Here is a 25,288-nt window from a genome sequence, read left to right on the forward strand (position 1 = left end):
TGTCAGAATAGTAATGAACCTTCTACCCTTTCCAAAACATTTTCAATTTTTTCATGCTTAAGTTTTTCACAAAGAACGGAACTGCGGAGAGAGAGGGATTCGAACCCTCGGTACCCTTTTGAGGTACACACGCTTTCCAGGCGTGCCAGTTCAGCCACTCCTGCACCTCTCCAAGATCTGGCTCCTGTAAATTCGGGCTGCAAATTACAAAAAAATTGTGAAAAAAAAATAACTACTCACTTATTTCACCGCTCATGCTTTTATTCATGTAAAGCTTGATATCGTCCTCACTTAAACCTTGTCCCAACAAAAACATCAGCTTGGTTACAGCGGCTTCTGTCGTCATGTCTTTTCCGCTGATTACACCGGCATTCAATAGTTCCTGACTCGTCTGATAGTGCCCCATCTTGACGGCCCCTCCTTCGCACTGTGTTACAGTGACAATAAGAATCCGGAGACGGGTTGCCTTCCTGATCAATCGAATGAACCATGGTGCGGTTGGGACATTTCCTGAGCCATAAGCTTCCAATACGATTCCGCGAAGCCCGGGAATGCTCACGATGCTCTCAAAAACGGCTTTGCTAATACCCGGAAAAATTTTCAAAACCACGACATTTTCATCAAAAGCCGTGTTCACATTTAATATTCCCTTTTTTCGGGAATAATAAATATTCTCAAAATAGTACTTTATATCGACCCCTGCTTTAGCCAGCAGCGGATAATTCTGCGAATTGAATGCACTGAAGTGATCGGCGTGGCGTTTCTTAGTCCGATTACCGCGCATGAGTTTAAAATCGAAGTAAATGCACACTTCGGGAACAACAGCCATCCCGTTCTGTTTTGCGGCTGCTATTTCAATGGAAGTAATGAGGTTTTCTTTCCCGTCGGTGCGTAAAATACCGATCGGCAACTGGGATCCGGTTAGTACCACCGGCTTATCGAGGTTTTCGAGCATGTAGCTCAGCGCCGATGCAGTGTAGGCCATGGTGTCTGTTCCGTGGAGGACAACAAAACCATCAAACCTGCTGTAATTTTTTTCGATTAATTTGGCGAGCTTGGACCATTTGCGCGGCGTCATGTTCGACGAGTCGATCGGAGGTGAGAATGTCAACGACTCTAAATGGTAGCCTAAACGGCTTAATTCCGGAACTTCATCCAAAATCTGATCAAACTTCACCGGGTTTAATGCACCACCTTCCTTCTGAACCATACCGATTGTCCCACCGGTATAAATAATTAGTATAGACGGTACCTGGCTGTTCATAGGGTTAATGAGCATCAAGTATACTTTTTCAAATTTGAAACAAACTTTCTGCGTTTTGGCTTGATCGTCTGGCTAGTTCCTGAACACTTATTCCGTGCAATTCGGCAACTTTTCTCGCCACGTAAATCAGATACGAACTTTCATTACGTTTTCCACGAAACGGTACAGGAGTCAAATATGGGGCATCTGTTTCTAAAATAATATGAGATGGGTCAACCTTTTCAATTACTTTGTCCATCCCGCTATTTTTAAAGGTCACCACGCCGTTTACGCCCAATTTAAACCCAAGGTCGATTACTTGCTGTGCCTGCTCAATTGTTCCGGAAAAACTATGGAAAACGCCGCGAAGCCCGGGAACCTTTTCTTCCTGCAAAACAGCCATCACCTCGTTAAACGATTCGCGGAAATGGATGACGATCGGTAAGTCATATTTAATAGCCATCCGGATTTGGCGCCGAAAAGCATCTGTTTGCTCATTCACAAAAGTCTTGTCCCAATACAGGTCGATACCAATTTCTCCGATCCCGTAGAATTTTTGTTTTTGAAGCCAGAACTCAACCAATTCGAGTTCCTCCTCATAATCCTCATTCACTGATGTAGGATGAAGTCCCATTAACGGATAGCAAATTTGCGGGTATTGTTCCGATAAATCGAGCAGCTTTTTAACGGTGGAACTGTCGATATTCGGGAGTACTATTTTTCGGACTTCATTTTCGTACGCGCGCTGGATCACTTCAGCAATGTCATCGGAAAAATCTTCCGTATAAATGTGAGAATGTGTATCGATCAACATTTCTTGAGATAATTTCAAACAAAGAAAACAAGGAAATCCGAACTGGCGGTTTCCCAAATATTATCTTATTACTAATTTGCAAAAAACCGGCTAAAAGTCGATTAACTTTCAGCCGGTATCCTAAAAAAATTCAGAATTCGATTCTTTTTATACAATGCCCTGTGCCAGCATAGCGTCGGCAACTTTCACAAAGCCCCCAACGTTGGCACCCTTCACATAGTTAATCCGCTCGCCGTTTTTTCCGTACCGAACACAGGTATCGTGAATTTCCTTCATAATCAAATGCAGACGAGCATCAACTTCTTCTCGCGTCCAATTCAATCGCTGGCTGTTCTGTGTCATTTCGAGCCCGGACACAGCAACGCCACCAGCATTGACAGCTTTTCCCGGTGCATAATTAATATGGTCTGCCAAATATTCTACAGCCTCGGCTGTACATCCCATATTGGAAGCTTCAGCTAACAAGAAGCAGCCTTTTGCCACCAACATTTTGGCGTCTTCCAAATCCACCTCGTTCTGCGTGGCACAAGGAATGGCAATGTCGACCTTTTGCTCCCATGGCTTCTTCCCGGCGAAGAATTGTGCGCCAAATTCGTTGGCGTATGGTTCAACAACATCGTTATTGGTTTCTCTCAACTCCAGCAAATAATCGATCTTCTCACCACTGATACCAGCAGGATCGTAAATATAGCCATCGGGGCCGGAGATTGTCACAACTTTTCCGCCGAGCTCATTAATCTTGGTGATCGCGCCCCAGGCAACGTTTCCAAATCCGGAAACGGCAAAGGTCTGCCCGACAATGTCTTTTCCCAAATGATCAAGCATGTGGTGCACAAAGTAAACAGCACCAAAGCCAGTTGCCTCCGGACGAATCAAACTTCCGCCCCAAGCCAGGCCTTTTCCGGTGAGCACACCTGTAAACTCGTTCCGAATCCGTTTGTATTGACCAAACAAGTAACCGATTTCGCGACCGCCAACACCAATATCACCAGCCGGAACATCGGTATTCGGTCCAATGTGGCGTTGAAGCTCAGTCATAAAACTTTGGCAAAAACGCATGATTTCATTGTCCGATTTTCCTTTCGGGCTGAAATCAGAACCGCCTTTTCCACCGCCCATTGGCAAGGTGGTCAGACTATTTTTGAAAGTCTGCTCGAATCCGAGGAATTTCAGAATTGAAAGCGTCACTGTGGGGTGAAAGCGCAAACCGCCTTTATAAGGTCCCAATGCTGAATTGAATTCAACCCGGTAACCGCGGTTAATTTGCACCTCGCCTTTGTCGTCGATCCAAGGCACCCGGAACATGATTACCCGCTCGGGCTCAACCATACGTTCCAATATTTTTGCTTTTTGATATCGGGGATTTTTCTGATAAACGTCCCAAATTGTTTCTACTACTTCCTGAACTGCTTGGTGAAACTCAGTTTCACCCGGAGTCTTGGCAATTAATGCCTGCATAAATTCATTCATGTCCGTTCTCATGATCGTTGAGATTGATTCTAAATGATTGAAATTTTTATTGTCAACAAAGGAAACGATGAAAACGACACGAAAAACTGATTTTCGAACAAGTTTGCACTACCTGTTAATGTTTAATAGCAATAAAAAAACCGGGCCCCAAACCCGGTCTTTTCAATTTCACCTAAACAACCCCTTGAGCCAGCATGGCTTGGGCTACTTTTACAAAGCCCCCGATGTTGGCCCCGTCGACGTAATTAATCCAACCATCTTTTTGCGCACCATGTTTCAGACACATGGCATGAATCGTTTTCATAATCGTATGCAGGCGGGCATCCACTTCTTCTCGTGTCCAATTGAGTCGCATGCTGTTTTGCGCCATTTCCAAACCGGAAACGGCAACTCCACCTGCATTTGCGGCCTTACCCGGAGCATATAATATTTTCGATTTCAGGAACAGGTGTACTGCTTCGGGCGTACAAGGCATATTCGCTCCTTCGGCAACAACCTGGCAGCCGTTTTTCAGCAAGTGCTCGGCATCCTCTTTGTGAACTTCGTTTTCGGTAGCACAGGGCAAAGCGATATCGCAGGCAACCGACCAGGGCCGCTGACCTGCATGATACGGGCAGCCGTACTTATCTGAGTACTCCTTGATTCGTCCACGCTGCTCGTTTTTCAGCTGGAATATAAATTCGAGTTTCTCCGGATCAATCCCATCCGGATCGTGAATAAAACCACCGGAGTCCGACATGGTGACAACTTTACCCCCCAGCTCCAACACCTTTTGAGCTGCGAATTGCGCAACGTTTCCGGATCCGGAAATACAAACTACTTTACCTTTCAAATCTTCCCCCTTCGTACTCATCATCTCCTGTGCGAAATAAACGGTTCCGTAACCCGTTGCTTCGGGGCGAATCAGGCTACCACCCCATTCAATTCCTTTCCCGGTTAAAACACCCGTAAATTCGTTCCGCAAGCGTTTGTATTGCCCAAACAAAAAACCGATTTCGCGACCACCAACACCAATATCGCCGGCCGGCACGTCGGTATTGGGGCCAATATGCCGAAACAGCTCCGTCATGAAGCTTTGGCAAAAGCGCATCACTTCGAGATCTGATTTATTCTTCGGGTCAAAATCCGAACCTCCCTTTCCTCCACCCATTGGCAAACTGGTCAGGCTGTTTTTAAAGGTCTGCTCAAACGCGAGGAACTTCATGATACTTAAATTTACGGTTGGGTGAAATCGCAAACCTCCTTTATAAGGACCGATCGCGGAGTTCATCTCGACCCGGAAACCACGATTCACCTGGATGTTCCCCTGATCGTCCAACCAGGGAACTCGGAAATGCAGGACACGCTCGGGCTCAACCAAACGTTCCAGGATTCTCATTTTTAAATATTTCGGATGATCTAAAAGAAAGGGAGCCAATGACTCAATGACTTCGTGCACGGCCTGGTGAAATTCAAGCTGATTGGGATCCTGTGCTTTGACGCGTAACATAAACTCGTCGATGAAGCTTTCAATTGGTTTTTTCATAGCTAAAGTTTTAGTTTCGCCAGGCAGACCGCCAGCACCTCTCCAACCTAAAAATCGACTTTCCCCCCGGCTGCCTCAGCCCGGCTCTGTAACACAATTATTATTATCAAGTTCGGAAATAATTCTGTAAATGGGAAGGTGCTATTCAACACAACAAAATGAATTTCAATCAATTACCACCAACAAGATCATCAACTCAAAACAAAAAACAGGTTTTATCTAATAATCTAAAAGTCATTTCACCTTTTAATCTTCGATATATAAAAAAAACTCTCTTGTGGGCGTAAAACCGCAATTCATGTTGCAAATCAGCTTGTTCGTCAAATTTAATTGATTGTCAGGCAAGGAATTGATGTATTTAACTAAATTTGACAAGCCTTAAGAATGATAAAAAAAACCGGAAATCTAAAATGCAGCCAAACTACCCATCGGCCTATCAATCAATATTGTTATTGCTACGTCTCGTACTAATAATAGCTGCATTATTAATTCCGTATTGTATCGTCCGCTTTATCATCAATGATTCCACCACGATCACAAGACTGGACGCATTTTATTTTTACACTTCAAAAATCCTTGCTCAAATACTCGTTTTTTACTGGGCTTACAAGCGAGTACAAAAAGAGGATTTATACAGCCTGTCGGATGAATTGTCGCCCTCGCTGAACTCCAGCTTACTATGGGCGATTCTGGGGGGGCTGGCTTTAATCTTCCTGATGGAACCGATTGAACAGTTTGTACCGGCAACCAGTACTGTACAAATCTATTTCTCCAACCTCTCAACCAATAAGTTTGGCTCGTTCCTTTACGTCGTTCTGATATCGCCGGTATTAAACGAGCTGATATTCCGGTCGATTATTCTGCGCGGCTTTTTGAAAAATTACAAACCCGGCCTTGCCATATTAGGAACCGCCTTACTCTTCTCTATATTCCATGTTTCGTTACTGCAAGCGGTTATTTCATTTATTTTAAGTTTATTCATCGGCTTTGTTTATTGGCAAACACGCTCCTTGCTGTTATGCATCATTCTGCATATACTCAACAATGCCGTTGCGTACATCATCATCGTTTATTCAGGGCAAATAGAAAGCATATCCAGCTTAATTCCGGATACAAAAATTTACCTCTTTCTCTATCTGCTTGCGGCAGCGGCTCTGTCAATCACGCTTCTTCAGATCTATAAAAAGAATCAAGTCGAAATTTAGCAGAGTTTCACATTCGGATAATTTGTATTTTTGAAGCTGAAATATTTAACAAAGAAGAGAAATGAAAAAAGCAGAGATTTACACGGAAAAGGGTGTCATGAAATTGGAGTTCTACGAAGATGATGCTCCCGGAACAGTAGAAAACTTTGTGAAACTTTCCAAGTCGGGCTTTTACGACGGACTTACATTCCATCGCGTAATTCCTGGTTTCGTAATTCAGGGAGGTTGCCCGGATGGAACAGGAGCAGGCGGCCCAGGCTACACAATTAAATGCGAATTGACCGGCGAAAAACAATACCACGATCGCGGTGTGCTTTCAATGGCACATGCAGGTCGCAACACAGGTGGCTCTCAATTCTTTATTTGCCACAACCGTCAAAACACGAAACACCTCGACCGCAAACACACCTGCTTTGGCAAAGTGTACGAGGGGCTCGATGTGATCGACGCTATCCGGCCGGGCGATGTCATTGAAAAGATTGTAATCATCGAAGAATAAATCAGAAGCCGGTTCCCACCGGCTTTTTTTAGCTCCTATTTATCCCCCGAACTACCCAGATCACTTAATCTGAACCCGATGTCAAACAACTTTAAAGGGATCGTCTTCACCCTAACATCTGTCGTCATGTTTGCCTTCATGGCCGTTTTGGTTCGAATGATTCCCCACGTCTCATCCTTCCACTCCAGCTTTGTCCGATTCACAATTGGGTTGGCAATCATCGGCATACTGGCCATGTTTAAACTAATCCCGCTCAAATTCCGCGACCGCAAAACCTTGTTCATCCGGGGGCTGATTGGTGGCATCGCGGTTTACCTGTTCTACCTGGCAATCGTTCGGCTTGGAATTGGAAAGGGATCAGCCTACGTTTATTCCTACCCCGCTTTTGCGACCTTGCTTTCCATGTTTATGCTGAAGGAAAAAGTTGAAGGCATCAAGTTCATCCCTATCTTTACCTCCATTGCCGGATTGGTTCTTCTTTCACTTGGCCGCACAAATGGCGCGATGGCAGGATTTGGCTGGAACGAACTAATTGCCATTGGTGGCTCCATCACCACAGCACTGGCCGTCGTTTATGTGAAAAAACTTCACCACAGCGACAACTCCTATGCGATCTTTTTCGCGCAAAGCATCATTGGGTTTTGGCTCTTTCTTATCCCATCCGGATTAACACAAGGCCAAGGAAACTCATTCGACCTGACAATCCTGATCATTCTCGGGCTGGTTGCTACAATAGGACAGCTATTCATGACTGAAGGTTACCGCTACGTGAATGTCGCAACAGGATCACTTTTTCAGTCGATGGTTCCGGTGCTCAATTTACTTTCGGGCTATTTCATTTTCGAAGAACATTTCTCTACAACCGAGACCTTGGGTGCATTCGTCATCGTTTTGTCCTGCATATCGCTGGTCATCATTAACTACAGCATCGGCAAACGCAGCAGAATATTAAAACTGGTTGAGTAAACTTTCGGGAATGAGCCCTGTTTAAATAGGGAAACTACGCACCATGAAAGAACAAATTGCCTTCTACAAACAGAAATTACAATACGAAACTGACGCCTGGGATTTAGCTGAAGCACTCAAAAAGAAAAACGACATCATCGTCGTGGATGCCCGCTCGGCTGAAGCCTGGGACAAAGAACACATTCCCGGCTCAATCAATTTCCCGCATCGCGAAATCAACATCGAATCGACGGAGAAACTCGATCGCGCAAAGCTTTACGTCACTTATTGCGACGGCATTGGCTGCAATGCCTCAACGAAAGCCGCTTTTCAACTTTCCAGATTGGGATTTCGAGTGAAAGAATTAATCGGTGGACTGGAATGGTGGAAGCGCGATGGCTACGAGACACAAGGGAAGTTTGCAGAAAACAAAGAATTTACCAACTGCGGGTGCTAGCCGGCTTTTGATTTCTGTGTCACAGCATCTTCCTTCGACGGATTCACCAGGATCAGAATCAGCAAAAACATCAATACAGCAACGGCGGCACCTCCGGCAAAGGCGGTGCGAATTCCTCCAAATTCGTAAAAAACACCAATCAGCAGCGGCCCCAAGGTTTGTCCAACCCGCAACACCATCGAATTTAGCGACATAAAAGCGGCCCTCTCCTGGATTGAGGCCAAACCAACCATCATATTCTGCAAAGCCGGAATCAAAACGCCGTGCCCGAGCCCGAAAACGACGATCCCGGTAATAATGCTGCCCCAATTGAAAGATCTTCCCAATATGAGCATCGACACCAAATAAAACATACTTGCAAACAGCAGTTGCTTTTTCGGACTGAGCAGCCTGTTAATCCTGGGCATCTGAAACGAAGTGAGCGCAGTTACTGCCGACATCAGCGACATGGCTCCGCCGATAATCACCGATCCCGAATCCAGGCGCGAACGCAACAACAGTGGGAAATAAGTCAGATAGGCCCCATACAAAATCACAAACAACAAAATGTTAGCACCGAAAAGTCCCCAGACAATTTTCCGATTCACCGTTTGCCAAACATTGGAAAAATAAGTGCTCAATGTGGTCTGTCCCGCAGGTTCGGGGTTGTGCAAATAGAGCAAAACCAAAATTGCCAGAGGTACCGATAAAATCGGAAGGAGGAAAACAAATTGCCAGCCCATGACAGTCAACAGTCCGCCAATGGCAGGATAGGATGCCGTGCCGATGCTCAACACGCTGGCATTATAGCCCATAGCAGCCACACGGTCGTTACCGGAGAATAAGTCACCAATCAGGGTAATATTGATACTTGCCAAGCTGCTGGCTCCAACACCTTGGACAAAGCGCAACAGCAGCAACCAGTAAAAATCGCGGACAAAGAAACAAGCAAAACCGGCCAACCCGAACAAGACCAGCGACGGAATCAAAATCACTTTTCGACCTAAACGATCCGCCAAAATACCGGTAAGCGGAGTCAGGAAAATTCCGGGCAGCGTAAAAGAAACAATCAACCAGCCAACCTGCCGGGCGGTGATATGGAAATACTGAATCACTTCCGGAAAAGCCGGCGTAATACTCGCCACGCCCATCACAGCAACGAGCGTCACCCCAAAAATCAACTGTAAATTCCTATTTTCGATGATTGATTTTCGATGCGGCATAGTCAGTCTCCTTTTATTATTTGATCATATCGACTCCCCGATTTCGTTGATCCAGAAAGCGCGAAGCAACATTCAACGGACGAAGCGTTCCCTTTTTCTTATACTGATGTGCTTCCATCCGCCCCAGGATACTCGACAGAATCCGAACGGTCTCAACAATATGATCGCCCTTGTTCAGCATCACACATTCGGAACGAGCCGACATCGACGCATCAGTAATTTCGGCACGGGTTGCAATTCCTTCTTTCGCCAGGTGCTCAAAAACCTGTGTGGCCCAAATATTTGGGATGAAAGCTGCCTCACAAAGCCACAACAACATTTCCTGCACTTCCGAAATCCGCTCCGGTCCCAACTCAACAGCCAGATCGCCACGGGCAATCATCAGCCCGATATTTGGACTCCGCATCGCTGTCAAAATAAGTTCCGGCACATTGCTGAACGCTTCTTCATTTTCAATTTTCAGCACCACGCCAATATCTTCCCGACCGTGTTCTTTCAGTTTTTGCTGAAGAAATTCAACATCGGCGGCAGTTCGTACAAACGAGTAGCCCAACAAATCAGCATGTTTCAGGATGAAGGGGAGATTTTCAAGGTCTTCATCCGGCAGCGACGGCAGGTTCAACTTGGTATCCGGCAAATTAATTCCTTTCTCTGCCTTCAGTTTCGTTCCGCCAACTTTCGCTTTTACGATTTTCACCAAAAACGAATCCGGCAGAACAGCTTCAATCATTCCGCCAATCTTTCCGTCGTCAAACCAAATTCGTTCGCCAACTTTCACATCAGCAACTACCGAAGCGATTGAAATCACAACACTCGCTTTTTCGGATCCAAAAACCATATCGTTTCGCTCGGCGACGTCAACACGCAAGTAATCTCCGGCCTCCAGTCGAACGAAATCTTTCGAGCCTGCATTTTCGCCCAAGCGGACGATCTGCTCCGTACGTAACTTGGGTCCGGGAAGATCCATATAAACTTTGCAATCGCGCTTGGTCTCCACTGCAATTTCGCGAACATTTGCAGCCATTCGGGCCCATTCGGTTTGCGAATCGTGACTACAGTTTATCCGGGCATTTTCCATCCCCGCATCCATCAGGTCACGAATCAGCTGCTTATCTTCGGCAGCCGATGTTGGCAGCGTTACCATGATTCGGGTATGAAAGGGTTGGTTCGACTTGCCCAAAAGCCGATCGGTGTTTTCATCCAAAACATGAAGACTCTTGAAATAATTGACCGGATGTTCGCCAAGCCCAAAGCGCCCCTGAAAGGACTGCCCAACGTACAAATGAAGAAAATACAGGATATTTTCGATATTGGCCAACACATAACGTTCGGAGTGACCGATTGACGACAAGCCCAGCGCCGACAACTCCTCCTGAATGGGGCGCAACTCGAAAGTTCGTAGCCGCAGGTAGCGGACAAAGTTCCGGGCCGAGTAATGATAATTCGGGTGAACGGAATCAATCAGTGGCTTGTATTCTGTTTCACAAGCTAAAATTGACTCTCTTATTTTCAGCAATTGATCGATTAATTCTTCTATTGTCATAGCATCACAGTGTTCTCAACCAAAGATAAACACATTGTTCTGCTTTTAACAAAAAGTCGAAATAAATTGCTTTTGCTCCGGAAACCTAAAAATGAAAGCAGGTTGCCGATCTTTAAAAAATCGACAACCTGCCTGCCTATTATCTAAGTCTGTTTATCTTACACGCTTAAAACACTGTTTTCGCCACCAAAGCTGTTAGCTGCGTAGCCGTCTGCTTCAGGGTCGTTATACCAGTCTTGCCCGCCAACCAGGTAACGGAACTCATAGGTTTTACCGGATTCTATTTCAACAACACCGGTAAATTCACCACTTTTCAATTTATTCAGCGGGGTTTCAATCGGATCCCAATTATTGAAATCTCCAACAACAGTAACTGTATCTGCCCCGGCGGCCATCTCTTTTGACACACGGAATGTAACCTTACAAACCGGCTTTGATTTTAACATTTGTTTCTTTAGACTCATACCAATAACAATTTTCTATTAACGTAATCACTTGATTTTAAAAACTAAAAATAGAATACTCAAAAAGATATCGGTTTTCATTTTCTTTCAAAACAGTCATTTGTTCGCAATAACTTAATATTTCCCTACTTTTCAGTAAATCATTCAGGATGTTATTGTTAACGCGACAATATAAAATAGTGCAAACCTGATCATTTTCCGGAGCGAAGCGATTACTGCCTGCAGCTTTTAGATGAGCTCCACCGATTTAAGTCATATTTTTCAACACCTAGTCTACGCAGTTTTTTCTATCTTTGCGCCTCAGTTTTAAGTGGTAACATGAATGGTGAAAAATGTCACCGCCAAAAAACCACAACTAACATTGTTTAACACAAAGGTCGGCGACCTTAAAATGCTTTTAACCAACCAATACCATGGAATACAAATTCTGGGACATTGAGCCGAAATGGCAAGCTTACTGGGAGGAGAACAAAACCTTCAAGACGGAAAACGATTTTTCGAAACCGAAATATTATATCCTCGACATGTTCCCTTATCCGTCAGGTGCCGGGCTACACGTTGGACACCCCGAAGGTTACACAGCAACCGACATCATCAGCCGTTACAAACGCATGAAAGGGTTCAACGTGCTTCACCCCATGGGGTGGGATGCGTTTGGTTTGCCGGCCGAGCAATATGCCATTCAAACGGGAACGCACCCTTCGATTACAACCCAGAAAAACTGCGACAACTTCCGTCGCCAGATTAAAACCCTGGGATTGAGTTACGACTGGGATCGCGAGATTAACACAACCGATCCGAAATATTTCAAATGGACACAGTGGATCTTCACCAAACTGTACAATACGTATTTTGATGCAGAACAAGGAAAAGGTCGCCCAATTAGCGAACTGCCAATTCCGGCTGAAGTAAAAGCTGAAGGTGACGCTGCTGTTAACCAATACATCAGCAAAAAACGTTTGGCCTACTACGATAATGCCCAGGTTTGGTGGTGTCCGAACTGTAAAACAGTTTGTGCCAACGAAGAAGTGTTGACCGACGGATCGCACGAAAAATGTGGACACCAAGTGAATCGCAAAAACCTGAAACAATGGCTGCTTCGCATTCCTCACTACGCGCAACGTTTGTTGGAAGGTTTGGATGAACTGGACTGGCCGGAAGGTGTAAAAGACATGCAGAAAAACTGGATTGGTAAATCGACCGGTGCGGAAGTTGACTTCGCATTGGAAGGCATCAACCAAAAGCTGCGCGTGTACACCACTCGTCCTGACACGCTGTTCGGAGCAACTTACATGGTTATTTCGCCGGAACACCCAATGATGAGCGAAATAGTAACCGCCGATAAAAAAGAAGAAGTTGAAAAGTACATTCAGGCTGCTGCTTTGAAATCAGACCTGGACCGTACCGAGCTGAATAAAGATAAAACCGGTGTATTTACCGGCCGCTACGCCACCAACCCGATCAACGGAAAACAAATTCCGGTTTGGGTGGCCGACTACGTGTTGATGGGTTACGGAACCGGAGCCATCATGGCTGTTCCGGCGCACGACACCCGCGACTTCGAGTTTGCTGAAAAATTCGAAATTCCAATCATCTGTATCCTCGATCCGAAAGATGCGGAAGCTGAATTGCGCGATCAGGTTTTGGCCGGCAAAGCCTGCTGGACCGAAGATGGCGCCTACATTAACTCAGCCAGCGCCGAAACCGGTATCGACATCAACGGACTCAACAAAAAAGAAGGGATCGCGAGAGTGATTGGCTGGTTGGAAGAACAAGGAATTGGTAAAGCAACTGTCAACTTCAAACTGCGCGACTGGTTGTTCAGCCGCCAACGTTATTGGGGCGAGCCGTTCCCGGTTATCCACTGGGAAGATGGCGAGATTGAACTGGTAGATGAAGATCTTCCGGTAACCTTGCCTGAACTGGAAAAATTTGAACCGGGTGAGGGTGGTGAATCTCCGTTGGCCAACGCCGGCGACTGGTTGACTGTGGTTGACAAAAACGGCCGCAAAGGTCGTCGCGAAACCAACACCATGCCGCAATGGGCGGGCTCGTGCTGGTACTACCTACGCTACATCGACCCGAAAAATGACGAATCGATTTTCGACCCGAAAGTAGAAAACTACTGGATGCCGGTCGACCTGTATATTGGCGGTGCCGAGCACGCCGTGCTGCACTTGCTGTACTCGCGTTTCTGGCACAAAGTGCTGTTCGACCTGGGAATCGTTTCAACCAACGAGCCGTTCCAAAAGCTGTTCAACCAAGGAATGATTTTGGCATTTGCTTACGAGACCAAGACCGGTGCCAAAATTGCTTCGGATTTGGTTGAAGAAAAAGAAGGCAAATATTTCCACATCGAGACCGGCGAAGAGCTGCGCCAGATTGTGGCAAAAATGTCGAAGTCACTGAAAAACGTGATCAACCCCGACGATGTGGTTGAGAAATACGGAGCCGACTCGTTGCGTCTGTACGAAATGTTTATGGGACCGCTGGACGACACCAAGCCTTGGGCCGAGAACGGCGTAAAAGGAGTGTTCGGATTCCTGGGCCGTGCTTACCGTTTCTTCGGAAACCTCGACAATATTGTGGAAGGCGAAGAAGACAAGGAAATGGCGAAGTTGTTGGCACAAACGATCATCAAAGTTGGCGACGACATTGAAAACCTGAAGTTCAACACCGGTATTTCAGCCTTGATGGTATTGAACAACCTGGCCATGAAAAAAGGCAAAGTAACCAAAGCGACAGCCGAGACTTTTGCAAAAATTCTGGCTCCTTACGCGCCTCACCTTGCCGAAGAATTGTGGCAAATGTACGGCAACACCGCAACCTTGACTTACGAACCGTGGCCGGTAGCTGACACCAGCATCCTGGTGGAAGACACGTTCGAATACCCGGTTTCATTCAACGGCAAAGTGCGCTTCAAACTGGCAATGCCGGTTGATGCCGCCAAAGATGCCATTGAAAAAGCGGTGATGGAACACGAAGCTGCACAAAAGTGGCTTGATGGTAAAACACCGAAAAAAGTCATTATCGTACCGAAAAAGATTATCAATGTGGTTTTATAAATACCACATCTACAAAATATTGAAAAGATCCGGGCCATTATTGGTTCGGATCTTTTTTGTTTAGTACATTTATTCAACCAATCAACTATCCCCAAACAATGAAAACAATTCTTCTGCAACTAATTTTAGCATTCTGCGCAGCATTAACAACACAAGCACAAGATTATAACTCAATCAGATTAACCCATTTAAAAAACCAGCTGAGTTTCGAGATTGAACGAGGAGCAAAAGTCGTTATTACAACAAGTGACAACCGGATAAAAGGGAAAATCAGCCAAATACAAGATGACGCTTTAGTGATTGGAACAGACACAATCACATTTTCGGAAATCAATATTTTATTTGCAAAAACATATTCTTCCAAAACATCCGGAGTACTGCTCAGTATTTTAGGAGGTTCTCTGGGTACAGCGGGAATCTATGGTACAGGAGTCGCAATTGTAGAGGGAGGCTACTCACGTTTAATTCTACTTTATTCGCCCGCCCTCATAACAGTAGGCACCATTATAACCATCAAAGGCGTCCAAATGCTGAGTCGCGGAAAACGCTTCAAGAAAACGAAATGGGATTTCAGCCCAACAATTGTGGCCCAATAATCTCTTCGACTGCTGAAAACCAAAAAAAATATCTGCTAAGCCCTCAGGCTATTCTGTCAATTTCCGGATTAGGCCGCTGAAAATGTAGCCATGGAATGGATAAACCATTGCCCAGTACAAACGCCCGCCAACTCCTTTGGGGCGGAATGTCGCCGTTTGTACCAACTCGTCTCCCTGTATCCGAAATTCCAGCCAAGCCTCCCCCGGAATCTTCATTTCAGCCAGCAGAAGTAAACGTCCCTCTTCGCGATTGGCATATAAAACCCGCCAAAAGTCCAGCGTATCACCCGCTTCAATTTTATCGATACTCGTCCGGCCGCGGCGCAAACCAACGCCCCAAGTTAGCTCATCCATAAATCCACGGATTCGCCACAACCAGTCGCCATGATACCAGCCATTGTCGCCACCGATTCGCCAGATCCGCTCCACACAAGCCTCGATATCCCGAATTCGCCGCCGCCGCACATCGCGGTAACAACCAAAGCGGGGAACATTGATAAAATCGGAGATTTGGTAATTCAGCCGCCCGCTGATCGTGGAATCTTTCCAGCTCGAAACAATTTCGTTTTGCTCAATCTTTTTGAAGGCCTTAACAATGGCATCCTCGTACGACAGTGGTTGAATTCCGAGCATCTCGGTTAATCGCTGATCCTTGGCTACCACTTCAACCTTCATGCTGTCCACCAAAGCACAGGCTAATTTATAGGACGTTGATGTGACGAAATAGAGCCAGTACGAAGACAGCCGCGGCGTCATCACCGGAACAACGCCGATGTAGCGCTTCAAACCGCGGACACGGGCAAACTCCAGCAACATCTCTTTATAAGTCAAAATCTCGTTCCCGGAAATATCGAAGCTTTGCTTGTAGGTTTCCTCGCGCCCCAACACACCCGTTAAAAACTGGATCACATCGCGAATAGCAATTGGCTGGCAGCGCGTATTCAGCCATTGGGGAGCAACCATTGCCGGTAATTTCTCCACCACGTCGCGGATAATTTCGAACGAAGCACTACCCGAACCAATGATAATTCCGGCCCGAATCGTTGTCAGCGCATAATCACCGAGCGCCAGTTCATCCTCAACCGTTTTTCGCGATTGCAGGTGCTTGGATAAAGTCTGCGAATTGACAATACCACTCAAATAAATCACCTGCCTGACACGAGTCGCGTGCATGGCATCCCGGAAATTAACAGCCGAGCGCCGCTCCAGCTCATCAAAATCACTTGCCGTCGACATGGAATGTACCAGGTAGTAGGCAAAATCAATATCCTCCGGAATATTTTGCAGCGACTCCCTGTCGGTCAAATCGTTCTCGATTACCTCAATCTGTTCCCGAATGGATTTTACCGGATTGAAGCGCTGAACATCGCGCACACTACACACCACCTGGTGACCTTCGTTCACCAAAACAGGCAGCAATCTTTTTCCGATATATCCGGTTGCCCCGGTCAATAGTATCTTCATAAAATTAGAAGGATTCAGCGCTTTTATCCTAAAACGGCAAACAGGGGTGCACGGTTGCAGTCGTCCTAAGTTCCGAATAAAAAAGAGGACGTCCGCCCGCAAGTTTTCGAACTTATTCGTGTCCAATCGCCAAAACGAAAATCAACTTAAAAAGAATCAACAATGAAAAACAAATTCTCGTGGCGGGCATTTATCAGCTTTGGCCTCACTTACAGCCTCATCATCGTTCTTGTTTCCGGTTTAGTTTTATATGTTTCTCCTCCGGGACGCTACGCGCACTGGGTGAATTGGAAACTACTCGGTGCAACCAAAGAAGGTTGGCAAGCCATTCATACCATCTTTTCATTCGCTTTTGTTATCCTTTCCCTACTTCACCTGTTCAGCATTAACTGGAAAGCGTTTCTAAGTTACCTGCGAGCCAGAACAGAAAAAAGCCACAGCAAGAAACGCGAATTGGTATGGTCCAGTGTTGTAGTCGTCATCTTCTTTATCGGGACTGTCTTTTCTATTCCTCCTTTCAGCTCGGTCATGAATTTAAGTGAAAACCTGACGGCTTCTTGGGAAAAAACAGAGGAAACACCACCGGTTCCGCATGCCGAACTCCTCACCCTTGCCGAGCTGGACACACAATTACCAGACCTCAGCCTGGATCAAATTACCGAAAAATTGAAACGGCACAACATCGCTTTCGAAAACGCTTCGACACAAACCCTGCGCGAAATAGCCGAGCTAAACAACCAAACGCCAATGGAGATTTACGCGCAAATCACCCAAAAACCAGCTTCACAAATGCAGGGAAGCGGCATTGGCCGAAAATCACTGGAAACGATTTGCACCGAGCTAAATAAAAATGCAGACGACGTAATTTTACTTTTGGAAGACAACGCGATCATTGCAGACAAGGACCAAACGCTGCGCGCTATTGGCGATGAGAATGGCATCAGTCCGAAAGAAATCTACGATTTAATTAACCAGCCGCCTAATTAAAAATCAAGCGTCAGCATTTCATCCGGGGAACCCTCAGGTTAACTGACTCTTAAGCCGTTTCATAATCTTTTCTTAATTCCTTCACCAGATGATTTTTAGCAGGATTTTTTCATATTTTATATTCTTCATTTGCAGCCAATTTTAAAATCACGAAAAAACGGAGCGGAAACGCTACACATAAATTGCTAAAATGACTGAAGAACGTAAATTCAAGTTGAAGACCCTGCTTACTGATTACCTCATTATTACCGTGGGGATGTCGTTGTATGTTGTTGGGTGGACACTGTTCCTGATTCCTGCTGAAATCACCGGTGGAGGAATTAGTGGTGTATCGACAGTAATTTATTACAGCACCAAGTTTCCGATTGCGATCTCTTATTTTGTGATCAACGTTTTCCTGATCCTGGTTGCCATCAAAGTTTTGGGCGCCAGCTTCGGCGTGAAAACCATTTGGAGCATGCTCGTTGCAACGCTCCTGTTTTGGATCACCCCCGGAATGATCAAAGAACCACTGATTGATGACACTTTCCTTTCGGCTGTTTTGGGCGCCATGCTGGGTGGTATGGGAATCGGCCTGGTGTTCACGCGCGGTGGCAGCACCGGCGGAACCGACATCATTGCCATGATTATCAACAAATACCGCAACATCAGCCCGGGCCGGGTAATCATGTACTGCGACGTCATTATTATTGCGTCCAGTTACTTTGTTTTCCACTCGCCGGCAAAGCTGGTGTATGGCTACGTATCCATGTGGGTGGTCTCTTATTCGATTGATGCTTTTTTAAGCGGAGCCAATGCTTCTGCTCAAATTTTTATATTTTCGAAGAAATTTAATGAAGTTGCGGATTACATTAATCAAAATGCCAACCGAGGTGTTACAGTACTCGACGGCACAGGATGGTACTCCAAGGAAAACGTTAAAATTGTCATGACCGTTGTTCGCAAACGCGAATCGAGCATGATTTTCAGAAAATTAAAGGAAATTGACCCGGATGCTTTTATCTCCATGGGTAGTGTGATGGGGGTTTACGGCAATGGGTTCGAAAACATCAAAATTTAGTATGAAAAGATATTGGGCTGAAGGGATTTTTATTGTCATTGGAATTGCATTGGTAACCTGGATTTTTATCTACAAACAAAATCCGGAACCTGAAGCAGAAGTTATCCCCGAGCCCGAAGTTATCCCCGAACCGATTTTAAAGTTCGGCCTCCCGGTCGATTCGTTTTACGTTGAAGCGAGCTCCATCAAGCGCAATCAAAACCTATCCGACTTGTTGGTTAACCGGGGAGTTTCGTACCAAACCATTGATGAAATTGCACGTAAATCGAAACCTATTTTCGATGTGCGCAAGCTGAAACAAGGCAACAACTGCTACTTCTTTTGCACTCCCGACACCAACAAGCTGGCTAAATACTTCATTTACGAAATCGACCCGATTGAATATGTGGTTTACCAGCTCGACGATAGCCTGAACATTTACAAAGGCGAAAAGCCAGTGACCCAGGAGCTGAAAACCGCATCAGGCGTTATCGAATCATCGCTGTGGAATGCCATGACGGGGAACGACCTCAACCCGGTTTTGGCCATCGAGCTTTCCGAAATTTATGCCTGGACAATCGACTTCTTCGGCATCCAAAAAGGCGATAAATTCCGTTTGATCTACGAAGAGAATTTTGTTGACAGTGTTTCTGTGGGCATCAACGCCATTTACGCCTGCCAGTTCGAACACATGGGCGAGGATTTTTACGCCTTCGAGTTCGAGCAGGACAGCATTATGAGCTACTACGACGACCAGGGAAAGAGTCTGAAAAAAGCATTCCTGAAAGCGCCGCTTAAGTTCTCGCGAATCAGCTCGCACTTTTCGCGTGCCCGCCTGCACCCGGTACTAAAGATTAGCCGTCCGCACCTGGGTATTGACTATGCTGCGCCAACCGGAACACCCGTTCACAGTATCGGCGATGGCGTGGTTACCCGCAAAGGCTACCAGGCCGGTGGTGGCGGTAATTACATTTACATCAAGCACAACTCAGTATACACCACCTGCTACATGCACCTGAACAACTTTGCCAAAGGCATGGCGCCGGGCGTTCGCGTCAAACAAGGGCAGCTGATTGGTTATGTTGGAAAAACGGGGTTGGCAACCGGGCCTCACCTCGACTTCCGCGTATTTAAAAACGGATCGGCTATGGACCCGCTGAAATTGAAAGCACCACCTGTTGAGCCGGTCAAAGAGGCCTTGATGCCGCAATACACCCAACTGAAAGATTCACTGATGCTCCGCCTGCAGGCAATTCCGTTTGGCGACGAGCAACCAGCAACTCAACCACAACTGCAAGCTTCGTTACCGGAAGACCAACCAGCCGAGATGCCTTCAAACTAGCATTCGAGTTATGCGGATTACAAATCCGCGTTTAAGACGTCAGGATTACAAATCCTGACGAGCAAGGGGGAAGATCTACCAATAGACATGCCTTCGAATTAGTTTTGGCATTGAGCTTCAACGCAACAGACGAATGTTCTTAAATTCCAACGGTCTCATCAGGGCTATCACTAAAATCCAAAGGATTTAAATATTTATAGTCCAAAAAACAACCGGACTCATTCGACTCCCGCCGGAGTCGTACGTCAACTTCTCCTTATTTTCTATAAATATAGAATGCCTCCGGCATCCTCGAATCCGAGGTTAAACAAATAAGATGATCTTTCGATTTTCATCGATTGTAAATACTGAAAGCAATGTCATGCTAAATTCCAGCTGCATTTTAATTGAATTCCGGTAGGGTAAAACAGGAGCAGTGCGGTACATCCACAGTTACACCCCACGCGTTGTTCTTCCACCCCTTTCTAAGTTTTTTTCTCGGAAATTCAAAAAATACAGCACCATGAAAACAAACCCACTTTTAAAATTGATGACCCTGGTTGCCATGCTCGTTACAATCGTATCGTGCAGCGAATCGTCACTATCGGAAGCCGAACCCACGGATTTTGATACGCCCCTAACGAAAAGCGCGTTAACAGAGATACAGACCGAAAACTTAGTCTTCGTTTTTGAAGAAGAAAAAATGGCCCGAGACGTTTATTACTACCTCAACGAAAAATGGAATTTAACAGTCTTTGCAAACATTATCGACAGCGAACAAAACCACAAAGACGCGATGGAAAAATTGTTGATCTCGTACGAAATCGACTACCCGGACAACGACACGTACGGTGAATTTTCGATTGACGAAATCCGTCAGCTTTACATCGCGTTGACCACTTCGGGAGAAAGCTCCATCCTTGCAGCACTCGAAGTCGGAATGACGATCGAAGATTTCGACATTGAAGACTTGCAAGCACGATCCGAAGAATTTGAAGATGCTGACGTTGTTAAGGTTTTAGGCAATTTAACCGAAGGCTCGATGAACCATCTCCGCGCCTTTTATTCGAACCTGAAAAACCTGGACGAAACGTACACTTACAGCCCTCAGTTCATCAGCCAGGAATTGTTCGATGCGATCATCGCCAGCACGGATAGCCGCGGCCACTATGGCTCCAAATAAAGGATATGTATGGATCGGATTTGGAATTAAAATCTTCCAACCAATATTCGTCGGATTTCCAGTACTCACAGAATTACTTATAGAAAATATAGTGTTTCGTAATTATTCTAATCCTTGAAAAGACGAACACTAAAACCACAACAAGCGGGATACTTCTTTCCGTTATAAAACATGTAAGCAGTTTTTCTGAAATTTAAACCATGCCGGTCATCATCTTTACTTTCTAAACCATAAACTCTTATATTGGATTTATATGAATCCTTTTGTTTAATTGTAGTGATGGATGTCCAAAATCTGGCTTTGTCATTAAGGCATTTAAATTCTCCATCGCAAGTACGCATACCTCCAAGTAACATATTCAATCCACTACTTCCTCCAACTACCAGCTTTGGGTATATTTCTTCCAAATAGCGCCATGAATCTTTATTTTTACAGCCTAATGATTTTGCTACAGCTAACCATTCATCTCCGGAAGGAATATGCCAGCCTGGCGGTACATTATTCATTGCAGTTTCCCAGTCGTACAGGTAACCGTATATTGCAATATTGCTGTTATCATTTTCATATGCCCAATAATTTCCTGTATCAGGTTTGTATGCCATATTTTCAGCCAAAATCCATTGATCCCCGATTTTTACAGTTTTGTAGATCTTACCATCCCGCGGGTCAGTGAAACTACCTTTTTCAATCGTAATATGATCCGTTTGGTTCGTGCTGCGATTGCAGGCAAACAGTAGTACTATGACAAACGTTAATATCAGGTGGGTAATAACAAGTCTGTTGTTTTTCATAGTCGCAATGTTTTATAGTGCACACATTGAAATTCTATTGTTTGATCCTATTTCTAGTGAACGAAACGGTTCGGCTATAAAGTGTGGCGGTTCTCGGAGAGCGTCAGTGTCCACCGGGACACGACGCCGAACGAAGAGCCAGCGCGCGGAAACCACTGCGCCCACCATGCTTTTAGAACTATTGTTGTAACCTGTTTTTGTCCTTCCATTTATTCATAAGTTCTGCTAACTCATCAACATTCATCCCAAATAGATCGGGCAATGCGGCCTCGCTACCAGAAAGAGCTTTGGAAAAAGATTTACCAACTCTATGTTTTTTGTTACTCATTTTGTAGTCATAAAAGACCATTTTCTTTTTCATTGGCAAAAAAGTACCGAATGACGCAAATACAGGTATTGATATAAAACCAGCTCTAAAGGATTTGATATTAGACCATCTAGTGAGATGTGATCGATATAGACTTCGCACTTCAAAACCATCTTGAGTAAGTTTTAGAAATGAGGCGTTTGGAAACAGTTGAATAACAAAAACAATAAATCCTAATCCAAAAAAAGAAATACAAGACCACCCTAATAAAGGTTTTTTATCTATAAAGGTAAATGCTCCGATAGTGAATGTCAAGGATATCAGAAGCAGTCTTATTGTTTTAAGTTTTTTGGGACTAAGTATTATTATTTCTTTTTCCATCAATGAGAAATAGTGTACAACTTCTGCGTATATCTACCAGGTAAACAGATGACGCTAGTATCGCCTGTTTTTTCGACCTTCAATTTAACATTTAAAAGCTTAGCTATTTCTTTTTCCTGGTGGTAATTTTGCGTTCTGCAAAATCACAGTATCAGTCGTCGGCCATTGGTAGTGTGATGGTGAAACAACTGCCGTTGTTTTCTTCGCTCTCTACCCGAATTTCGCCGCCGTTGTAAGCAACAAACTCAGCCGCCAGAACTAGTCCCAGCCCGGTTCCTTTTTCATTCTCTGTGCCGTATCGGTTAAAATTCTGCCCCAGCTTAAATAACTTCTGTACCGATTCAGGCTTCATACCGATACCATTATCCCGCACCGATAAGCGCACCTGCGATCCGTCCACCTCGCTGAACAGCGCGATTCGCCCTCCTTTATTGGTAAACTTAATGGCATTGTTGAACAAATTGGAGATCACCACCCGAATCGTTTTCTCGTCGACCAGCACATACAGGTCATTGTCAATTTGAATATCAACATCCAGGTTTTTCAGTTTGGCGCCATTGAGGTAAGCCGAAACACTATTATCCACCATATCAGCCAGATTATGCCTGGCCTTTTCAATCTTGATCCCCATCCATTGTGTGGATGCCCAATAAAGCAGGTTGTTGATGAGTATTAAGGTCGTGTCGCTCGATTTCACAAGCAGGCGAATACGATATTCAATTTCATCCAGACTATAATCCCCGAAATTCTCGTCCATGTCTTCCAACAAACCCACGACGGCTGCAATTGGGCTTCGCAAATCATGAGCGATAATGGAGAACAGTTTGTTTTTCGATTGGTCAATCCGCTCCAACTCTGTCAGCGCCTCGTCCAGCTGCTTGTTCATCTTTTCCAGCTGGTCGTTTTTCGACTGAGTCTCGACATAAAGCTCGTGCGTTTTATTCTTTTCCTCCACCAAATTTCGCTGGAAATAGAATTCGTTGAAGCGTGTTTTTTCGCTGTAAAAGCTTAAGATAATAATCCCGACAAAAACTGTTACCAACCCCATGATTTCGGCCTGGCTGTATACCGGAAAATACAAATACGAATAAACAAGCGTGACGAGGGCCATGGCAAAACCGATGGAATACAGCAGGATAATTGCCCGGTAGCCTTTCACAAAAAAGTGCGAGGCCACAACAAACAGGATGCAGGAAATAATGCCCTTAAACCCATACCCGGGACCGAGGATGGTCAGACTAAAGCCCATAAACAACAGGGCGATACAGTGTAAATTGTTAGCCACAATAACCAGCTTTCGGTTTTTTCGGAGCGAGCTGTAGGTAATTGTGAGCAAAAGCAGGCAGGTGAATATGCCCGGATAGCGGGTGGGGGCAAACACCGGGATGTGCCAGATCAGGTAATCGCCAATGGTGTAGTACAGAAAAACCACCAGCATAAAGGGGATTAACAGCTTGTTGTACTTTAAGATCGTTTTTTGTACTTCGTTTAAATATTCGTCGTAGTACTGATCTTTATAATTCGCGTTTAGAAAGCTCGTTAGATTCATGTTCGATTAATTTGGGCTGAGCTTTATTCCATAACCTCCAGCTTGCAAACGGGCCTGTCTTTCCCTACAACGCTTAAATCGCAGGACAGACTGCTCTAATCTTAGCGATCACACGACAGGAGACCTTAATCCTCAACAATCCCATCCCCGAAAAACATTCCTGCATGTCGGGTCAAAACGCTATCGACGATTCAGTTCACGGGCACTTTCCCTCCGGTAAAAGGATAACGACCCGCCAGATCGCGACCTGACGACTAGCTCTGTACAATCTTAAGGCAATTTGAAAAAAAGCGATCAACTCATTCCATTACTCTTCCGGTAGTAAATTTATTAAAAATGAGAAAATTGGTTGCAGCCCGGATCACGAAAAATGCGGTTTTGATGTCAAAAAGCAACCTTTTCGTAAAGTCTGCCGGAAAGCCGAAATCGCGAAAACTTATTTCATGTTTAAATCACATATTTTTCACCGACAACTCCCCTGAGCCAGCTACTAAATCGCGCTTCTGGTTTTAAATGTTTATCTTTAGCTGAAAACCCGAAAACAGACTCTTTCTGAATCATCCAAAATTTTTGACAAGGACAATCAAAAACGCCGTGTTGTTAGCGACGATAGCATCAGTTTGCAAAAATTAATTCATCCAGCTATGAAAAAAACAGTTAATCCCTCTGCTAATTCATCAACCAAAGCTCCGAAGAAGAAGCCTCACCCGTTTTGGCGTGTGTTTTGGCTCACCTTTTTGGTCGCTTCGTTGGGCTATGCCTGGTATTCGTTTTATGTACCTTCAAACGATGTGGTTTGGGCCGACGACATGGTCACGGCACAAAAGCTCGCCAACGATTCGGGCAAGAACATGCTGCTGTTTTTCACCGGGAAGTGGTGCGTACCCTGCCGAATTATGAAGCGTGAAGTTTTCGCAGACAAGGAGGTCATGAAGGCCATCAATGCACAAGTTGTACCCATCATGATTGACATTGATGATCCGAACTCGCAAGAGCTGGTAAAACGGTATAAAATTGGCGGCACGCCGATCACAATTTTCACCGATCCCCAAGGAAACGTACTTGATTATGCTGTTGGCAAGATTGACAAAACAGAATTCTTGGAGATGCTTGAGAAATTGAGGGCAGCCCCAATGGGGTTTAAGCAGTAGCCCAGCTGCCGAAGGATGTGTCGTGTGACAAAATAGACTAAAACACTCGAAGGGATTCGCGGGGTAGCAGACGAGAATTGCTCTGGA

Annotated in this window: 22 protein-coding genes and 1 tRNA gene; 11 read left to right on the forward strand and 12 right to left on the reverse strand. The window is 45.2% G+C overall.

Annotation, left to right across the window (positions count from 1 at the left end; genetic code table 11):
* Positions 1-84 precede the first annotated feature (84 nt).
* The 5 genes from BC643_RS21880 to gdhA (BC643_RS21900) all read right to left on the reverse strand — a co-directional run bounded on the left by BC643_RS21880 (position 85) and on the right by gdhA (BC643_RS21900) (position 5,052).
* Positions 85-172, reverse strand: a tRNA-Ser gene (locus tag BC643_RS21880).
* A 60-nt stretch (positions 173-232) separates the two neighbouring features.
* Complete coding sequence (locus tag BC643_RS21885) at positions 233-1,279, reverse strand: asparaginase (protein WP_245995046.1); 1,047 nt, start codon at positions 1,277-1,279, stop codon at positions 233-235.
* A 13-nt stretch (positions 1,280-1,292) separates the two neighbouring features.
* On the reverse strand, positions 1,293-2,057 hold the full coding sequence (locus BC643_RS21890; RefSeq protein WP_120275459.1) for a TatD family hydrolase: 765 nt from the start codon (positions 2,055-2,057) through the stop codon (positions 1,293-1,295).
* A 147-nt stretch (positions 2,058-2,204) separates the two neighbouring features.
* Positions 2,205-3,539 (reverse strand): NADP-specific glutamate dehydrogenase, encoded by a 1,335-nt coding sequence (gene gdhA / locus BC643_RS21895; RefSeq protein WP_120275461.1) that lies wholly within the window; start codon positions 3,537-3,539, stop codon positions 2,205-2,207.
* Between the two features lie 160 nt (positions 3,540-3,699).
* Complete coding sequence (gene gdhA, locus BC643_RS21900) at positions 3,700-5,052, reverse strand: NADP-specific glutamate dehydrogenase (protein WP_120275462.1); 1,353 nt, start codon at positions 5,050-5,052, stop codon at positions 3,700-3,702.
* 410 nt (positions 5,053-5,462) lie between these two features.
* On the opposite strand from gdhA (BC643_RS21900), the gene BC643_RS21905 reads away from it, so the two are divergent.
* From BC643_RS21905 to BC643_RS21920, 4 genes are all read left to right on the forward strand, one after another.
* Positions 5,463-6,257 carry a CPBP family intramembrane glutamic endopeptidase gene (locus BC643_RS21905; RefSeq protein WP_147377302.1) on the forward strand — a complete coding sequence of 265 codons (795 nt, stop codon included), beginning with the start codon at positions 5,463-5,465 and terminating at the stop codon, positions 6,255-6,257.
* A gap of 61 nt (positions 6,258-6,318) precedes the next feature.
* Complete coding sequence (locus BC643_RS21910; RefSeq protein WP_120275465.1) at positions 6,319-6,756, forward strand: peptidylprolyl isomerase; 438 nt, start codon at positions 6,319-6,321, stop codon at positions 6,754-6,756.
* A 78-nt stretch (positions 6,757-6,834) separates the two neighbouring features.
* Positions 6,835-7,722: a DMT family transporter gene (locus BC643_RS21915; RefSeq protein WP_120275467.1), complete on the forward strand. Its 888-nt coding sequence runs from the start codon at positions 6,835-6,837 to the stop codon at positions 7,720-7,722.
* 43 nt (positions 7,723-7,765) lie between these two features.
* Complete coding sequence (locus tag BC643_RS21920) at positions 7,766-8,158, forward strand: rhodanese-like domain-containing protein (RefSeq protein ID WP_120275468.1); 393 nt, start codon at positions 7,766-7,768, stop codon at positions 8,156-8,158.
* On the opposite strand, the gene BC643_RS21925 is transcribed toward BC643_RS21920, so the two are convergent.
* The 3 genes from BC643_RS21925 to BC643_RS21935 form a co-directional block, all read right to left on the reverse strand.
* Positions 8,155-9,360, reverse strand: coding sequence for an MFS transporter (locus tag BC643_RS21925; protein ID WP_245995047.1), 1,206 nt, complete (start codon positions 9,358-9,360; stop codon positions 8,155-8,157). The two genes, BC643_RS21920 and BC643_RS21925, sit on opposite strands and share 4 nt — an antisense overlap.
* Before the next feature lie 16 nt (positions 9,361-9,376).
* Positions 9,377-10,903 carry a pyruvate kinase gene (locus BC643_RS21930; RefSeq protein WP_120275470.1) on the reverse strand — a complete coding sequence of 509 codons (1,527 nt, stop codon included), beginning with the start codon at positions 10,901-10,903 and terminating at the stop codon, positions 9,377-9,379.
* Between the two features lie 158 nt (positions 10,904-11,061).
* A complete protein-coding gene (locus BC643_RS21935) occupies positions 11,062-11,367 on the reverse strand; it encodes an isoamylase early set domain-containing protein (RefSeq protein WP_120275472.1) in 306 nt (101 codons plus the stop codon).
* A gap of 413 nt (positions 11,368-11,780) precedes the next feature.
* Between BC643_RS21935 and leuS the strand changes: the two genes are divergently transcribed.
* Together leuS and BC643_RS21945 are read left to right on the forward strand one after the other, a co-directional pair.
* On the forward strand, positions 11,781-14,432 hold the full coding sequence (gene leuS, locus BC643_RS21940) for a leucine--tRNA ligase (RefSeq protein WP_120275473.1): 2,652 nt from the start codon (positions 11,781-11,783) through the stop codon (positions 14,430-14,432).
* Between the two features lie 98 nt (positions 14,433-14,530).
* The gene (locus BC643_RS21945; protein ID WP_120275475.1) at positions 14,531-15,028 is read left to right on the forward strand and encodes a hypothetical protein; all 498 of its coding nucleotides are present in this window, start codon (positions 14,531-14,533) and stop codon (positions 15,026-15,028) included.
* 48 nt (positions 15,029-15,076) lie between these two features.
* Here the strand turns inward: BC643_RS21945 and BC643_RS21950 are convergent, their stop codons facing one another.
* Positions 15,077-16,492 (reverse strand): SDR family oxidoreductase, encoded by a 1,416-nt coding sequence (locus BC643_RS21950; RefSeq protein WP_120275477.1) that lies wholly within the window; start codon positions 16,490-16,492, stop codon positions 15,077-15,079.
* A gap of 162 nt (positions 16,493-16,654) precedes the next feature.
* On the opposite strand from BC643_RS21950, the gene BC643_RS21955 reads away from it, so the two are divergent.
* The 4 genes from BC643_RS21955 (at position 16,655) to BC643_RS21970 (ending at position 21,022) form a co-directional block, all read left to right on the forward strand.
* Positions 16,655-17,479: a DUF4405 domain-containing protein gene (locus BC643_RS21955; RefSeq protein ID WP_120275479.1), complete on the forward strand. Its 825-nt coding sequence runs from the start codon at positions 16,655-16,657 to the stop codon at positions 17,477-17,479.
* Positions 17,480-17,669: 190 nt separating this feature from the next.
* The gene (locus tag BC643_RS21960; RefSeq protein WP_120275480.1) at positions 17,670-18,539 is read left to right on the forward strand and encodes a YitT family protein; all 870 of its coding nucleotides are present in this window, start codon (positions 17,670-17,672) and stop codon (positions 18,537-18,539) included.
* Position 18,540: 1 nt separating this feature from the next.
* Complete coding sequence (locus BC643_RS21965) at positions 18,541-19,860, forward strand: M23 family metallopeptidase (protein WP_120275623.1); 1,320 nt, start codon at positions 18,541-18,543, stop codon at positions 19,858-19,860.
* Between the two features lie 502 nt (positions 19,861-20,362).
* On the forward strand, positions 20,363-21,022 hold the full coding sequence (locus BC643_RS21970; protein ID WP_120275481.1) for a DUF2202 domain-containing protein: 660 nt from the start codon (positions 20,363-20,365) through the stop codon (positions 21,020-21,022).
* A 107-nt stretch (positions 21,023-21,129) separates the two neighbouring features.
* On the opposite strand, the gene BC643_RS21975 is transcribed toward BC643_RS21970, so the two are convergent.
* The 3 genes from BC643_RS21975 to BC643_RS21985 form a co-directional block, all read right to left on the reverse strand.
* Positions 21,130-21,813, reverse strand: a complete 684-nt coding sequence (locus BC643_RS21975) for an FISUMP domain-containing protein (RefSeq protein WP_120275483.1) — start codon at positions 21,811-21,813, stop codon at positions 21,130-21,132.
* A 178-nt stretch (positions 21,814-21,991) separates the two neighbouring features.
* Complete coding sequence (locus tag BC643_RS21980) at positions 21,992-22,501, reverse strand: hypothetical protein (RefSeq protein WP_120275485.1); 510 nt, start codon at positions 22,499-22,501, stop codon at positions 21,992-21,994.
* Positions 22,502-22,652: 151 nt separating this feature from the next.
* Positions 22,653-24,050, reverse strand: a complete 1,398-nt coding sequence (locus BC643_RS21985) for a sensor histidine kinase (protein ID WP_120275486.1) — start codon at positions 24,048-24,050, stop codon at positions 22,653-22,655.
* A 644-nt stretch (positions 24,051-24,694) separates the two neighbouring features.
* Between BC643_RS21985 and BC643_RS21990 the strand changes: the two genes are divergently transcribed.
* On the forward strand, positions 24,695-25,201 hold the full coding sequence (locus BC643_RS21990) for a thioredoxin family protein (RefSeq protein ID WP_120275488.1): 507 nt from the start codon (positions 24,695-24,697) through the stop codon (positions 25,199-25,201).
* Positions 25,202-25,288 lie beyond the last annotated feature (87 nt).

Source organism: Mangrovibacterium diazotrophicum (assembly GCF_003610535.1).
GTDB lineage: Bacteria > Bacteroidota > Bacteroidia > Bacteroidales > Prolixibacteraceae > Mangrovibacterium > Mangrovibacterium diazotrophicum.